This window comes from Paraburkholderia aspalathi, assembly GCF_900116445.1.
GTDB classification, from domain to species: domain Bacteria; phylum Pseudomonadota; class Gammaproteobacteria; order Burkholderiales; family Burkholderiaceae; genus Paraburkholderia; species Paraburkholderia aspalathi.
Genome location: NZ_FPBH01000005.1, coordinates 437,540 through 452,180, shown reverse-complemented (window position 1 = coordinate 452,180; position 14,641 = coordinate 437,540). Strand labels below are relative to the sequence as shown.

General features: G+C 59.5%; 11 protein-coding genes and 1 pseudogene. 4 read left to right on the top strand and 8 right to left on the bottom strand.

The annotated features are described in order from the left end of the window. The 4 genes from BM438_RS11770 to acnA form a co-directional block, all read left to right on the top strand. A partial coding sequence (locus tag BM438_RS11770; protein WP_279630546.1) for a citrate/2-methylcitrate synthase occupies positions 1–705 on the top strand: 705 nt, incomplete at its 5' end. A 105-nt stretch (positions 706–810) separates the two neighbouring features. Next, positions 811–1,311 (top strand): hypothetical protein, encoded by a 501-nt coding sequence (locus BM438_RS11765; RefSeq protein ID WP_093634420.1) that lies wholly within the window; start codon positions 811–813, stop codon positions 1,309–1,311. A 25-nt stretch (positions 1,312–1,336) separates the two neighbouring features. Then, positions 1,337–2,788, top strand: a complete 1,452-nt coding sequence (locus BM438_RS11760) for a bifunctional 2-methylcitrate dehydratase/aconitate hydratase (protein WP_093634419.1) — start codon at positions 1,337–1,339, stop codon at positions 2,786–2,788. 40 nt (positions 2,789–2,828) lie between these two features. Then, entirely contained in the window at positions 2,829–5,546 is a 2,718-nt protein-coding gene (gene acnA / locus BM438_RS11755; RefSeq protein ID WP_054034783.1) for an aconitate hydratase AcnA, read from the top strand. Between the two features lie 109 nt (positions 5,547–5,655). On the opposite strand, the gene BM438_RS11750 is transcribed toward acnA, so the two are convergent. The 8 genes and pseudogenes from BM438_RS11750 to BM438_RS11715 all read right to left on the bottom strand — a co-directional run bounded on the left by BM438_RS11750 (position 5,656) and on the right by BM438_RS11715 (position 14,564). After that, positions 5,656–6,663, bottom strand: a complete 1,008-nt coding sequence (locus tag BM438_RS11750) for a hypothetical protein (RefSeq protein ID WP_093634418.1) — start codon at positions 6,661–6,663, stop codon at positions 5,656–5,658. Beyond that, entirely contained in the window at positions 6,660–7,730 is a 1,071-nt protein-coding gene (locus tag BM438_RS11745) for a sensor histidine kinase (RefSeq protein ID WP_244179348.1), read from the bottom strand. The genes BM438_RS11750 and BM438_RS11745 overlap by 4 nt, the downstream gene beginning before the upstream one ends. A gap of 645 nt (positions 7,731–8,375) precedes the next feature. After that, positions 8,376–8,486, bottom strand: a pseudogene (locus BM438_RS11740) (LuxR C-terminal-related transcriptional regulator); the annotation flags it as partial. A 293-nt stretch (positions 8,487–8,779) separates the two neighbouring features. Further along, positions 8,780–9,841, bottom strand: a complete 1,062-nt coding sequence (locus BM438_RS11735; RefSeq protein WP_093634417.1) for an OmpA family protein — start codon at positions 9,839–9,841, stop codon at positions 8,780–8,782. A 150-nt stretch (positions 9,842–9,991) separates the two neighbouring features. Continuing rightward, the gene (locus tag BM438_RS11730; protein WP_093634416.1) at positions 9,992–10,831 is read right to left on the bottom strand and encodes an ABC transporter permease; all 840 of its coding nucleotides are present in this window, start codon (positions 10,829–10,831) and stop codon (positions 9,992–9,994) included. Between the two features lie 24 nt (positions 10,832–10,855). After that, a complete protein-coding gene (locus BM438_RS11725) occupies positions 10,856–12,124 on the bottom strand; it encodes an ABC transporter permease (RefSeq protein ID WP_200617752.1) in 1,269 nt (422 codons plus the stop codon). A 169-nt stretch (positions 12,125–12,293) separates the two neighbouring features. Next, positions 12,294–13,343 (bottom strand): ABC transporter substrate-binding protein, encoded by a 1,050-nt coding sequence (locus BM438_RS11720; protein WP_054034777.1) that lies wholly within the window; start codon positions 13,341–13,343, stop codon positions 12,294–12,296. 123 nt (positions 13,344–13,466) lie between these two features. Beyond that, complete coding sequence (locus BM438_RS11715) at positions 13,467–14,564, bottom strand: ABC transporter ATP-binding protein (RefSeq protein ID WP_093634414.1); 1,098 nt, start codon at positions 14,562–14,564, stop codon at positions 13,467–13,469. Positions 14,565–14,641 lie beyond the last annotated feature (77 nt).

Here is a 14,641-nt window from a genome sequence, read left to right as displayed (position 1 = left end):
AACGGCAAGCGCATCGAAGTCGAAACCGACGACGATTCGATCGGCGGTCACTTCCTGCATCTGCTGCACGGTGTGGAACCGTCGAAGGCATGGGTTGATGCAATGCATGTGTCGCTGAACCTGTACGCCGAGCATGAATTCAACGCGTCGACGTTCACCGGCCGTGTGATCGCGGGCACGGGTTCGGACATCTACTCGGCGATTACCGGTGCAATCGGCGCACTGCGCGGCCCGAAGCACGGCGGCGCCAACGAAGTCGCGTTCGAAATCCAGTCGCGCTATCAAACGCCGGATGAGGCCGAGGCCGATATCCGCAAGCGTGTCGAGAACAAGGAAGTGGTGATCGGTTTCGGTCACCCGGTGTACACGATCTCCGACCCGCGCAACAAGGTCATCAAGGAAGTCGCGAAGAAGCTGTCGAAGGAAGCGGGCAACCTGAAGCTGTTCAATATCGCCGAGCGACTTGAAACAGTGATGGCAGATGTGAAAAAGATGTTTCCAAATCTCGACTGGTTCAGCGCGGTTTCGTATCACATGATGGGCGTGCCGACGGCGATGTTCACGCCGCTGTTCGTGATCGCCCGTACGGCAGGCTGGAGTGCGCACATTATCGAGCAACGGATCGACAACAAGATCATCCGTCCGAGTGCGAATTACACCGGTCCAGAGAATTTGAAGTTCGTGGCGCTAAATAGGAGAAAATAGCGGTCGCTGTGCGCTTTCGAAGCGCGTGCAGTTCAACCCTCGCGGTTGCCAGGACCGGTAGCCCGCGTACTGTTCAACTGAAACTAGATAGAAAGGTTCTCCTCCATGAATAAGCTGTTGATCGCCGCCGTAATCGGCGCTTTGTCCACGACGATGCTGACCGTTGCGACGGACGCCGCTGCACAAACCACCACCACGCCGGCTGCCAAGGCTGTGCCGAAGAAGCCGCAACCGAAGCGCCTGATCAAGCGCAAGGCCAATCCGGCCAAGGAAGCGAAGGTTGATCCGGTGCCGGAAGGTTCGGAAAAGTGGTCGTGCAACGAAGGTCTGGCATTCGACCTGAAGGGCGACATGAAGCGTGACCAGATCGTCACGGTTCACTGGGCGAACAAAAACTACAATCTGCCGCGCGAATCGACCACCACCGGCGCAGACCGCTTCCACGACGCAGCATCGGGTATGGACCTGGTCGTGATCCCAACGAAGGCAATGCTGTTCTCGGATAAGGACAGCTCGCGTCTGGCCGACGAGTGCAAGACGGCAGCGATGCAACAAGGCGCACCGGCTCCGACGCAATCGAACGCGATCGACAAGACCAGCAACTAATCAGTTACATCAGGAAAGCTCCCCGATGTCCGCTCCGATTTCCAACGTGCGACCCGACCCGGACTCAGTCCTGGTCGATATCGTCGATTACGTACTGGAATTTCCGATCGACAGCACGCTCGCGCTGGACACCGCGCGTAACTGCCTGATCGATACGCTCGGCTGCGGACTCGAGGCGCTCACCTATCCTGCCTGCACCAAGCTGATGGGACCGATTGTGCCGGGCACGATCGTCCCCAACGGCGCGAAGGTGCCGGGCACGTCGTTCCAGCTGGACCCGGTTCAAGCCGCCTTCAACATCGGCGCAATGATCCGCTGGCTGGACTTCAACGACACATGGCTGGCCGCCGAATGGGGCCATCCGTCGGATAACCTCGGCGGGATTCTGGCGACGGCCGACTGGCTCTCGCGCAGTGCCATCGCAGCAGGCAAAAAGCCACTGACGATGAAAGACGTGTTGATCGGCATGATCAAGGCGCACGAAATTCAAGGCTGTATCGCGCTCGAAAACTCGTTCAACAAGGTCGGGCTCGATCACGTATTGCTGGTGAAGCTGGCTTCCACCGCCGTGGTCGGCCAACTGATCGGTTTGACGCGCGAAGAGTTAATCAACGCGGTATCGCAGGCGTTTGTCGATGGGCATGCGCTGCGCACCTACCGTCACGCGCCGAACACGGGTTCGCGCAAGTCGTGGGCGGCAGGCGATGCGACTTCGCGCGCCGTACGTCTTGCGCTGATCGCGAAGACTGGCGAGATGGGCTATCCGTCGGTGCTGACCGCGAAGACGTGGGGCTTTTACGATGTCCTGTTCAAAGGCAATGCGTTCAAGTTCCAGCGTCCGTATGGCTCGTACGTGATGGAAAACGTGTTGTTCAAGATCTCGTTCCCGGCTGAATTCCACGCGCAGACGGCGGTGGAAGCGGCAATGACGCTGCATGCGCAACTCAATGCAGCAGGCAAGCGAGTGGAAGACATCAAGAAGATCACGATCCGCACACACGAAGCCGCGATCCGTATCATCGACAAGAAGGGCCCCCTGAACAATCCGGCCGACCGCGATCATTGCATTCAATACATGATCGCCGTGCCGTTGATCCATGGCCGCCTGACGGCCGCGGATTATGAAGATTCGATCGCGCAGGACGCGCGTATCGATGTGCTGCGCGCCAGGATGGAATGCGTCGAAGACGCGCAGTTCACGAAGGATTACCACGATCCGGAGAAGCGTTCGATCGCCAATGCACTGACGGTCGAATTCAACGATGGGTCGACGTTCGACGAAGTTGTAGTCGAATACCCGATCGGTCATAAGCGTCGTCGCGAAGACGGGATACCGTTGCTGGTCGAGAAGTTCAAGACCAATCTCGCGCGCCGCTTTCCGGTCAAGCAACAACTGGCGATTCTCGACGTGTCGCTCGATCAGGCAAGGCTCGAAGCCATGCCGGTCAATGAATACGTCGATTTGTACGTCATCTAGTTAAGTACAGTAGTTCCGCGATCAAACCAAGGAAAACACCATGGCCCACAACCTCCACAAAACGCTCAAGGAATTCGACAGCGGTTCCGGCAAAGGCAAGTTCTACTCCCTGCCGCAACTCGGCAAGGCACTGAACATCAAGATCGACCGCCTGCCGGTTTCGATCCGTATCGTGCTGGAATCGGTGCTGCGTAACTACGACGGCAAGAAGATCGCCGAAGAACACATCGAGCAACTCGCGAACTGGAAGCCGACCGCAGCGCGCGTCGACGAAATCCCGTTCGTGGTGTCGCGCGTCGTGCTGCAGGACTTTACCGGCGTTCCGCTGCTCGCTGACATCGCTGCAATGCGCGGTGTCGCGAAACACATGGGCAAGGATCCGAAGTCGATCGAACCGCTGGTCCCGGTTGATCTGGTGGTCGACCACTCGGTGCAGATCGATCACTTCCGCGAAAAAAACGCGCTCGATCTGAACATGAAACTGGAATTCCAGCGCAACAACGAGCGCTACCAGTTCATGAAGTGGGGCATGCAGGCATTCGACACGTTCAAGGTCGTGCCGCCGGGCGTCGGTATCGTTCACCAGGTGAACCTGGAATACCTCGCACGCGGCGTGCACAAGAAGGCCGAAGGCGCGGACACCGTGTACTACCCGGATTCGCTGGTCGGCACCGACAGCCACACCACCATGATCAACGGTATCGGTGTGGTGGGCTGGGGCGTGGGCGGTATCGAAGCTGAAGCCGGCATGCTCGGCCAGCCGGTGTACTTCCTGACGCCGGACGTGGTGGGCGTCGAACTGAAGGGCAAGCTGCGCGAAGGCCTGACGGCGACCGACCTGGTCCTGACCGTCACCGAACTGCTGCGTAAGGAAAAGGTTGTCGGCAAGTTCGTCGAGTTCTTCGGCGAAGGCACGAAGTCGCTGTCGCTGCCGGATCGTGCGACGATCGGCAACATGGCGCCGGAATACGGCGCAACGATGGGCTTCTTCCCGGTCGACGAAAAAACCATCGACTACTTCAAGGGCACGGGCCGCACCGACGCAGAAATCTCCGCCTTCGAAAACTACTTCAAGGCGCAGGGTCTGTTCGGTATTCCGAAGGCTGGCCAGATCGACTACACCAAGGTCGTCACGCTGGATCTCGGCACGGTGACGCCGTCGCTGGCAGGTCCGAAGCGCCCGCAAGACCGTATCGAAATTGGTCACGTGAAGTCGACCTTCAGCGACCTGTTCTCGAAGCCGGTGGCAGAAAACGGCTTTGCGAAGAAGTCGGAAGATCTGGACGCGCAATACACGACGAGCAACGGCGTCGACGTGAAGAACGGCGACATCCTGATCGCCGCGATCACGTCGTGCACGAACACGTCGAACCCGAGCGTGCTGCTGGCTGCTGGTCTGCTGGCCAAGAAGGCTGTGGAAGCTGGCCTGACGGTCGCGCCGCACATCAAGACCTCGCTGGCGCCGGGATCGCGCATCGTCACGGAATACCTGACGAAGACCGACTTGATGAAGTACCTCGACAAGCTCGGTTTCACGCTGGCCGCTTACGGTTGCACGACCTGTATCGGCAACGCAGGCGACCTGACGCCGGAACTGAACGAAGCGATCACGAAGAACGACATCGTCGCGGCAGCGGTTCTGTCGGGCAACCGTAACTTCGAAGCGCGTATCCATCCGAACATCCGCGCGAACTTCCTGGCCTCGCCGCCGCTGGTTGTGGCTTACGCAATCGCCGGCAACATCACGCGCGACCTGATGACCGAACCGGTCGGCAAGGGCAAGGGCGGCAAGGACATCTACCTGGGCGACATTTGGCCGACCAGCGAAGAAGTCAACGAGCTGCTCAAGTTCGCGCTGGACGCAGACGCGTTCCGCAAGAACTACGCGTCGCTGACCAAGAAGGGCGACCTGTGGAGCAAGATCGAAGGCGAAGAAGGTCAAGTCTACGACTGGCCGAAGTCGACCTACATCGCTGAGCCGCCGTTCTTCGGCAAGGACTTCTCGATGACGCCGGCCGACAGCATCGCTCCGGTCAAGGGCGCACGCGCACTGGGCATCTTCGGTGACTCGGTCACGACCGACCACATCAGCCCGGCAGGCTCGATCAAGGAAGACTCGCCGGCAGGCAAGTGGCTGAAGGCAAACGGCGTGCAGAAGGCCGACTTCAACAGCTACGGCTCGCGCCGCGGCAACCACGACGTGATGATGCGCGGCACCTTCGCGAACGTCCGGATCAAGAACCTGATGATCCCGGCGAAGGCAGACGGTACGCGTGTGGAAGGCGGCCTGACGATTCACCAGCCGAGCGGCGAACAAGAGTCGATCTATGACGCAGCGATGAAGTACATCGACGCGGGCACGCCGACGGTTGTGTTTGCGGGTGAAGAGTACGGCACGGGCTCGTCGCGTGACTGGGCTGCGAAGGGTACGCAACTGTTGGGCGTGAAGGCTGTGGTTGCTCGCAGCTTCGAGCGGATTCACCGTTCGAATTTGGTGGGCATGGGCGTTCTGCCGCTGCAGTTCAAGGGGTCGGATAGCGTTCAGTCGCTGGGTATTACCGGCGAAGAGACGTACGACATCGAAGGCCTGGGCGCTGACTTCAAGCCGCAACAGGAAGTGACGCTGGTAATTCGCGGCAAGGACGGCAAGGAGAAGCGCGTGCAGGTTCTGCTGCGTATCGATACGCCGATCGAAGTGGACTACTACAAGCACGGCGGGATTCTGCCGTTCGTGTTGCGTTCGCTGCTGGCTGCTTGAGGTTAAGGTATTAGGTAACGCATGCAGTAACTGCAAGCTGTTTTGCAGGTGCTGCGTCCTTGTGGAAGGACGCAGCCGATTTGAGAGCCCGGCTTTGGCCGGGCTTTTTTTATTTGTCGCTGCGGTCGGTGTGGAAGGCGGCGGGATCGTCGGTGATGCGGCGCTGGGTCATGTGGGCGTTCCAGTCGACGCCGCCCGAGACCGGTACGGTGGCGCGCGTGGTGACATGCGCGCGTGACTGCTTGGCCCAGTTGAGCAACGCTGCCTGGTCGACTGTGTCGTTTTCGGCCGACAGACGCGTGGTCCATTCTGGCTGTTTCGACACGGCAGGCCCCGCGGCTGGGCGAACGGCACGGCTCAGCGCGAGCCGCTCGTTGACATGCCCTTCGGTCATACGTGCGACCGCGACTTTGCGTTCCGTCTTTGCTAGGCGGGTTGTCGTGGTCTCGCGGGAAGGTGCTGGCACGACATCTGCCGCCGCATAGCGCTTTGCAAAGCTTGCGGACGGTGGCGCTGCAACGGTGCTTGTCTTTGGCACCGCGCTAGCTGCTGAAGGCACACTCCCCGAAATCGTCTGCATCTCTTCAACTGCCAACTGAGCCAGCTCAATCGGTTCTTGTGGATCGACAACGTGTGGACTGCTGACGGCCGGCGGAACCGCTGGTCTCAGAGCCAGTTCGCTCGCCTTATTGGCGTCTCGCATCGCGCATGTCGCCAGCAACCAGGCCAGCGCGATACTGCAACCCACGAAGATCGCCCCACCGAGGATGTGGTCCGACCGCGACGAGCGCGGACGTACCCTGCCTGCCTCAAGGTAGCGCTTTGCTTCAGCCAGCGCCGCGTCAAAGCCGTGGGAAGCCACGCGTCGCGGCGGCACTTTATAGAAGAAAAGCTTCGCGCCCGGAGGAAACGGACCCGGTCGTGCCTGCTGCGGCCGGCGTTGCACTGCGTCCTGCAGCGCCCGCTGTGCTTCGGTTTGAGCGATAGGTTGCGTGGCGTCTTGTGTCGCGGCTCGCGCGGTACGTCGTCGCGAGCCGAAAGGAGGCGGCAAGCCGTCGAATGGGCGCGGTTTCGGAATCGCCAGAGCACCTTCAATCAAGGCCAGAGGTCGGTTCATTGCATGATGCTCCGGTGTGGGTCGATCGCGGTGTCGAGTTGCGTGACCAAAGTCCTGCTGCGCTCGATGAGCGAGTCGATTGCACTGGTCTCGTGCTCCGGTGCCGTACTAGCGCTCCGTAGCGCTTCCATCAGACTGCCTGCACCGACGAGGCCCACGGCCCCACTCAATCTGTGCAGCAAGGTGCGTAACCCATCGATGTCATGCTGGTGATGCAAGCCGCCTAGGCGCTCCAGATCGTCCGTCATCGAACGACGCCAGGCACTTAGAAATGTGTAGAGATTGATACCCTCTTCCGACAGCGCGTCGAGATAGCGACGTTCGAAGGGTTCAAATGAGGAGCTCGTGGCAACGTCCCGCGACTGCGCGGCGATGGTGAACAGGGGCGCCCGTGCGTTGCTCGTCAATTCCGCGGATGGCCCCCATTGCTCGACGCTGAACGGCGCACTGAAGCTCACACGAGTGGCGGATTTTGAATCGCTCGTGACTAAAAGTTCGCCTTGCATACGCTGCGCCAGTATCTGGCAAAGCGACAAGCAAGCGTCCAAGTTGGCGGGCCATTCTCCGGCGAACGCTAGATCAACGATCGGCTCGAACAGTGGCAATTGGGCAACGTGAACTGCATCACGTCCGGTATCCATCAATTTGATAGAAATACGCTGCGAACCAGCATTCAGTAGTTCCGCCTGCACAACGACGGCAATCTCGCCCTGTGTGCCGAGTTGAATCACGTGGTTTAGCAGGTGGAAGAAAATCTGACCAAGCCGCGCACTATCGGCGAGTATCAGCGTCGCCACCGCTTGGTCAAAGCTCACACTCGGACGCAAGCCTCGCTGCGCGGCAGCAGGAGCCAACAGCGCGATGACACCGTCGATGACCTCCCGCGGATTCGTCACACTTTCGTCTAGAACGATGGTTCGTGACTCCAACGGCGAAATATCCATCAGATCGTGAAGCGTTTGGGCCCACGTACGCATCGCGGACTGGATCATCAACATCTGCGTGCGTTGAGCAGACGGCATCGCTGCGGTTTCGAGCGATTCAAACAGACCCGTTACGGCGGTCAACGGAGCTTCCGTATAGAGACGCATCGCGCCGAGCAGCCAGAGCTGCTCCTGCTTTGCGGCGGCATGTGCCTGGATGGATGCCTTGACACGCGCAGCCTGCTCCCGTGCTTCGGCTGCATCGCACCGGCGTGCCCATTCATCTTCAGCGCGACGCCATTTCTCCGCAGCGCGCCTCAGCGCGGCGCGAGACAAGCACGCACCGGCAAGCGCTACAACCGCGGGGGCAGCGAGCTCCAATACCCACGTTTGCCGATCGATCTCGGTGTCACGTGCGCCAGTTGCCGGTTGGCCCGTGACATAGCGACTATCACGCGATGCAAGCACGAAGGGCGCGCTGGCGACAGTCTCGTTGCGCGAATGAGTGCCGTGAGCCGGTTGCCCGAGTTGGGCCACCGCATCTCGCGCGGCCAGCACAACAGCCGGACGCGAATTGTTGTGGTACAGCATGCGTGGCGCACCGTCGGCTAGCAGTGCCGCATTGGCCCGTAGCGAGAACATACACAGCAGCGCAAACGCACAAAGGCCGCCCAAAACCGCCGCAAAGCGGATTGACGTAAGTCCCGCATTCTGCGAGAAGCGTGATGCACGACTACGCGTGTCCGCTGGAGAACCAAGCCGACTCATTTTTTTCATAACCCGAAAAACTCAGTCGATCAGTCTGTGCAATGTCGCAAACTCGATTAGCGCGGCCAACGACGACAGCCCAAGCTTTTCCTGAATGCGGCTCTTGTACGTGCTCACGGTCTTGTCGCTCATTAAAAATCCCCTTATCACGTCAATTGTCACCATGCGCGAGCCCCAAAATCTGAATCGATCGAGAAGAAACCCCATGCGCCCTAAAAATGAGAAGGCAGGCCGCCGGTAAGTATTCTTGCCAGATGTGCACACAAATGCACTTCTGCTTTGCGGTGAGAGACTATGGAGAATTGAGATTACAGGAGGCTCACAACGGAGCCGGGACACAACATGTGCGAGTCGAAATATCGACCAGCTGCTGCGCGACGTTGGCGTCCATAGATACCGACGGTGATTCTTGATGCATGTGCACGCTACGACTCGGCCAGCACAAATTCGATTTCGACGCGCCGGTTTGGCTCAAGACACCGCACCAGTTCATCGCGCTTTGTTTGCTGGCAGGTGACTAACTGATTCGCACTGCCTTGGCCTTGCGCGGTCATAGGCAACGTCACGCCGTGGTTGCGCAGATACTGCCTGACTGTCTGCGCACGCTGCAACGATAGACTCTGGTTGTGGGTATCGCTTCCGAGTCGGTCGGCAAACCCGGTGATCTTTAGCTCGCGTACCGTTGGGGCCCGCTTCAAGCCCGTGACCACCCCGTCGAGTTGTCGCTTGCCAGCCGGCAGGATCGCAGCCTCGCTGCTGCCGTCGAAACGGAACAGGGAGTCGGCCCGCAGCGTAATCTTTTGAGGCACCTGTACTGCGGGTGCCGATGCAGGCGTCGCTTTCGCCTGCGAGCATTGCAACGCCGTTTCCGCCGACTTCCGCAAATTATCCTGAACCTCGGGTAAGCGCTGTTCAGCAGCGGAGAATCTACGCGCCCAAGCGTCATGGCCTGCTTGCAGCAGTTCGACTTCAGCACATGCAAGAGGTTGTTGTGCCTGGGGACACTGGGCGAAGGCAGGATCGCCTTTGATGGTATTGACGATTTTCCACAGATCAGGACGCACCGTGGACACCGTGCGTAAGACCGGGTTAGCAGCGGACAACGGCGTGCCGTTTTCGAGGCTCATTGTGATGACCGCAGCCTGGCCGATCGCTTCCTCAACGAAGCCCCAGTGATCGTTAGCCTGCTGCGTCTGCTGACCGGCATCGATCCAGCACTGGGCCTTCGCGTGGAAGTAGCCGCTCTTGTCGCCGGGCAATTGATCGATCCGCTGTTGCAACGATGCCAGCGCGGTGCGACTGCTGACGATTGACGCATAGGCGCCAACCCATTGCGCGTTTGCCGCGCCTGCTGCCTCGTCCTGCGATGTGCCGATTCCCGCTTTCAGCACCGTGGCATCTTCAATCCCGAGACGTTCACGCGCGGCGTGATCCGCGCAGCCTGACAAGGCCAGTGCAAAAGCTAGCAGCGTTAGCTGAAATTTCATTGCTCTTCTGCGTCGAGCGCATCTTCTTTAAGAAGGCTCCGAGTATGAAGAGACGCAGCACGAGACGGAATGGGAACATTCTTAGAATCATGTCGGAAAATCCACGCTTTTGCATTCGTGTGGCATAACAGCTGTCATCGGGCGCGACGCTTACGCCGCCACCGCCCGCGCCGCATTCCTCCCCCGCAGCCATTCCAACGCAAGCAACAGACAAGTCGAGAACACAATCAAAATCGTCGCCAGCGCCGCGATAGTCGGGCTGATGTTCTCGCGAATACCAGTGAACATCTGACGCGGCAAGGTAGTCTGATCCGCCCCAGCCAGGAACAGCGTCACGACCACTTCATCAAACGAAGTAGCAAACGCAAACAGCGCACCCGAAATCACCCCCGGCGCAATCACCGGCAGCGTGATACGGAAGAACGTCTTCACCGGATTCGCTCCTAGCGACAAACTCGCGCGCACCAGGTTGTAGTTAAAGCCTTGCAACGTCGCCGCGACCGTCGTCACCACAAACGGCACACCGAGCGACGCGTGCGCGAGAATCAGCCCGATATACGTATTCGCCAAACCAAGCGGCGCAAAAAACAGATACATGCCGACGCCGACCACCACCACCGGCACGATCATCGGCGAAATCAGAACCGCCATCAGCAATGCCTTGCCGCGGAAATTCGCTTTGGTCAGGCCAATCGCAGCCAACGTGCCGAGCACAGTCGCCACGACAGTCGCCGACGGCGCCACGATAAAGCTATTCTTCGCCGCCATGCGCCATTCATCGGAGCCGATCAGGTTCGCATACCAGCGCATCGACCAGCCCGGAATCGGATACACCAGGAACGTGCTGGACGAAAACGACAACGGCACAATCGCCAGCACCGGCAGGATCAAATACAGCAGCGTCAGCACGGCAAGCGCGCGCAACGCGAAATACCACACGCGCTCGATCAAGGACGTATGCGGCGCAAACAAGGGCTTGGCAAGTTTCATCGCGAGTAAGCTCCGTTCAGCCAATCAGCCGAGGCTCAGGGACGAACGCGTGAAGCGTCCATAGATGACATACAGCACGAGCGTCGCGGCAAGCAGCAAACCGCCGAGTGCGCACGCCATACCCCAGTTGATCGTCACGTTGGTGAAGTACGCGACGTAGTAGCTGACCATCTGATCATTCGGTCCGCCGAGCAATGCCGGCGTGATGTAGTAGCCGATCGCAAGAATGAACACAAGCAGTGCGCCCGCCCCGATACCCGGATAAGTTTGCGGCACATACACGCGCCAGAACGCGGCGAATGGATGACTGCCGAGCGAGATCGCGGCACGTTGATAGGTCGGCGGGATCGACTTCATCACGCTATACAGCGGCAGGATCATGAACGGCAGCAGAATGTGCGTCATCGAGATGTACACGCCGGTGCGGTTGAACAGCAACGACAACGGATCGTGCAAAATGCCACTCGCAATCAGCGCCTTGTTCACCAGCCCTTCGCTTTGCAGAATCACGATCCATGCAGCAACGCGTACGAGGATCGAAGTCCAGAACGGAATCAGCACGAGGATCATCACAAGATTCGCGCGGCGGTCGGAGAGCGTCGAAATCCAGTAAGCGAGCGGATAACCGAGCAGCAGCGCAAAGAATGTCACGACTGCGCCGATCACGAAGGTGCGGCTGAATACGTGGAGATAAATCTGTTGCTCCGGATCCGTCTCGATGATGTGACCGAATCCGTCCTGCTTGTGGTCCAAAGAGGCCAGCAGATAAAACGGCGAGTAGGCACCGGAATTCTTCGCGATCGCCTGCCAGTACGCGACGTTGTTCCAGCGTTCGTCGAGTTCGACGAACTTCGCGTGCATCTGGGCCGGCGTGAGCGTTAGCGGTTTGCTGTTGTCGTCGACGAACGGCATGGCGTGAGCCGATTTTGCGACCAGCGAGCGATAGCCTGGAATTTCCACGTTCAGCCGCCGCGCCAGCGCGCCCATGCCATCGCTATCGGCAATCGCAGTCAGGTCCACAGCTAGCGCGGAGTATGCGGCGTCAGGCGGCAGCGCCTTGCGATCCCAACCGCTCAACGCATTCAGCGTATGCGGCAGGGCGTTCATCACTTCCGGATTCTGCGCGGCCCGCGTCAATAGCGCACCGATCGGCACGACAAAAATCAGCAGCAGAAAAATGGCGAGCGGTGCAATCAGCAACAGCGCCATTGCGCGCTTCTTTGCTTCTGCGGCCTTCAGTTCTCGCTTAAGTCGAACATTCGACTCAGGCGTCGAATCGGCGGCGATCGTCATCGTAGTCACACCTCGTCTCCTCGATCCGGAGTTAGCGCGCTAGCCCTTACTCCGATCCCATGCATCCGGCCGCTCGCGCACATCGCGAAGACATGCGTTTGCGTTTGTTTCATTGCATTGACGCGGCGCGGCTTCACCATAAAAGCCGCGCCTTCTCACACCTGGCTAATTACTTCGAAGCCCAAGACGAAAAACGTTGCTCCAGCTCATCGCCATGGTCGGTCCAGAACGAGAGGTTCTGCAGCACGGCGTTCTTGCCGTTAGCCGGCGAGTTCGGCAGATTGGACAGCGTCTTCGGATCGAGCGCCTTGATGGCCGCCACGTTCACCGGACCATACGCAATGTTGTGCGCGTAGTCCTGCTGCGGCTTCGACGAGATCGAATACGCGATGTACTTCTCAGCCAGCGCCTTGTTCGGCGTGCCCTTCGGAATCGCCCAGTAGTCGAGGTCGTAAATGCTGCCGTTCCACACCACCTTGAGGTTCTTGCCTTCCTTCTGCGCGGCATCGATACGGCCGTTGTACGCAGTGGACATCACCACGTCACCCGCGACCAGGAATTGCGGCGGCTGCGCGCCCGCTTCCCACCACTGGATGTTCGGCTTCAGTTCGTCGAGCTTCTTGAACGCGCGGTCCTGGCCTTCCTTGGTGGCGAGCACCTTGTAGACGTCCTTCGGCGGCACGCCGTCGGCCATCAGCGCGAATTCGAGGTTGTAACGCGCGCCCTTGCGCATCGCGCGCTTGCCCGGGAATTTCTTCACGTCCCAGAAGTCGGCCCAGCCAGCCGGCGCGGTTTTCAGCTTGTCGGCGTTGTACGCGAGTGCCGTCGACCACACGAAGAAGCCCACGCCGCAGGTTTGCGGTGCTTCCGGAATCAGGTCCGACTTCTTGCCGATCTTCGACCAGTCGAGCTTCTCGTACAGGCCTTCGTCGCAACCACGGCCGATGTCGCCCGATTCAACTTCCACCACGTCCCAATTCACGTGTTTGGCTTCGACCATCGCCTTCACTTTGGCCTGCTCACCGTTGTATTCAACGGCGGTCACTTTATTGCTGGTTTGCGTTTCGAACGGCTGGTTGAATGCGACCTTTTGCGCGTCGCCATTCGCGCCGCCGAAATTGACGACCGTCAGTTCAGCTGCATTGACTTGCGCGGCGCCCAGCGCGAGCGCCACAGCACCGACAGCGATGGCGCAGCGCGATTTCCCGATCTTGCTCATGGTGTGTTGCTCTCCTTTGGTGGTGTGCTTCAAGCTACGTACAGTGCGACTTGTTATGTGCTGCTTAGGTGAACTGCTTCTTTTGCCTGCGTCGACGACCTGCAACCCGTGCATTGCACGCGCTCACGCGCCTGCAAACACTCGCAGATGCTCGGGCGCAAACTCGAGCGCGACGGGCGCGCCAGGTGCGAAGGTTTCGAGTGCATCGGTGCCGAGCGGCACCTTCACGAAGCACTCGTCCTGCTCCGGCAAACCACAACGCATCCGCACGTGGTCGCCGAAATAGATTAGCCCGCGCGCTTCGCCGCTTAGTGCATTAGCGCCAGGCCGTGACACGCCGTTGGCGAGTTTCATACGCTCAGGACGGATGCACGCGACCGCCGGCGTGCCCGCCCGCGCACCGCCAATATTGCGTCCCGTGAGTCGCGTGCCGTCAATCAGATGAAACTCGCAGTACTCGCCGTCGACGTTCGCAATCGTGCCGCGCAGCTTGTTGCTGTCACCGATGAAGTTCGCAACGAACTCGTTGCACGGCGATTCATAGAGACGATCCACGGTATCGAGTTGCTGCACGATGCCCTTATCGAACACGGCAACGCGGTCGGACATGGTCAGCGCTTCGCCCTGATCGTGCGTGACATACACGAACGTGACGCCGAGCTGCTCGTGCAATGATTTAAGTTCGTACTGCATGTGTTCGCGCAACTGCTTGTCGAGTGCGCCGAGCGGCTCGTCCATCAGCACGAGCTTCGGCTCGAACACGAGCGCCCGCGCCAACGCAATACGTTGCTGCTGGCCGCCGGAAAGCTGCGCCGGGTAGCGCTTTGCGAAGCTTTCCATGCGCACCATCTTCAGCGCGTTATTCGTGCGATGCGCACGCTCTTCCGCCGACAGTTTGCGCACCGTGAGCGGATACGCGACGTTCTGCTCGACCGTCAGATGCGGGAACAGCGCGTAGTTCTGAAACACCATGCCGATGTTGCGCTTGTGCGGCGGCACGGTATTGAGCAGCGTGCCGTCGAGCCAAATCTCACCGCCGGTGGGAAATTCGAAGCCCGCCAGCATCATCAGACATGTGGTTTTCCCTGATCCGGACGGCCCGAGCAGCGTCAGGAATTCGCCCTGGTAAATATCCAGATCGAGTTGTTTGACGACCAGCGTTTCGCCGTCGTACGTCTTGCGCACACCCCGAAAGCTGACGATCACGTCATCGGTTTTCATCGCACTAGTCTCCTCTGCGGTCCGGCTGGCTCCCCCTGCAAAGCAGCGGGATTGCATTAATTGCGTGGCTCACTATA

What these genes read in the sequence shown, in the direction of transcription:
- BM438_RS11765 (WP_093634420.1), top strand. Translation starts at nt 811, where the DNA reads ATGAATAAGCTGTTGATCGCCGCCGTAATCGGCGCTTTGTCCACGACG.
- BM438_RS11760 (WP_093634419.1), top strand. Translation starts at nt 1,337, where the DNA reads ATGTCCGCTCCGATTTCCAACGTGCGACCCGACCCGGACTCAGTCCTG.
- acnA (WP_054034783.1), top strand. Translation starts at nt 2,829, where the DNA reads ATGGCCCACAACCTCCACAAAACGCTCAAGGAATTCGACAGCGGTTCC.
- BM438_RS11750 (WP_093634418.1), bottom strand. Translation starts at nt 6,663, where the DNA reads ATGAACCGACCTCTGGCCTTGATTGAAGGTGCTCTGGCGATTCCGAAA.
- BM438_RS11735 (WP_093634417.1), bottom strand. Translation starts at nt 9,841, where the DNA reads ATGAAATTTCAGCTAACGCTGCTAGCTTTTGCACTGGCCTTGTCAGGC.
- BM438_RS11730 (WP_093634416.1), bottom strand. Translation starts at nt 10,831, where the DNA reads ATGAAACTTGCCAAGCCCTTGTTTGCGCCGCATACGTCCTTGATCGAG.
- BM438_RS11725 (WP_200617752.1), bottom strand. Translation starts at nt 12,124, where the DNA reads ATGACGATCGCCGCCGATTCGACGCCTGAGTCGAATGTTCGACTTAAG.
- BM438_RS11720 (WP_054034777.1), bottom strand. Translation starts at nt 13,343, where the DNA reads ATGAGCAAGATCGGGAAATCGCGCTGCGCCATCGCTGTCGGTGCTGTG.
- BM438_RS11715 (WP_093634414.1), bottom strand. Translation starts at nt 14,564, where the DNA reads ATGAAAACCGATGACGTGATCGTCAGCTTTCGGGGTGTGCGCAAGACG.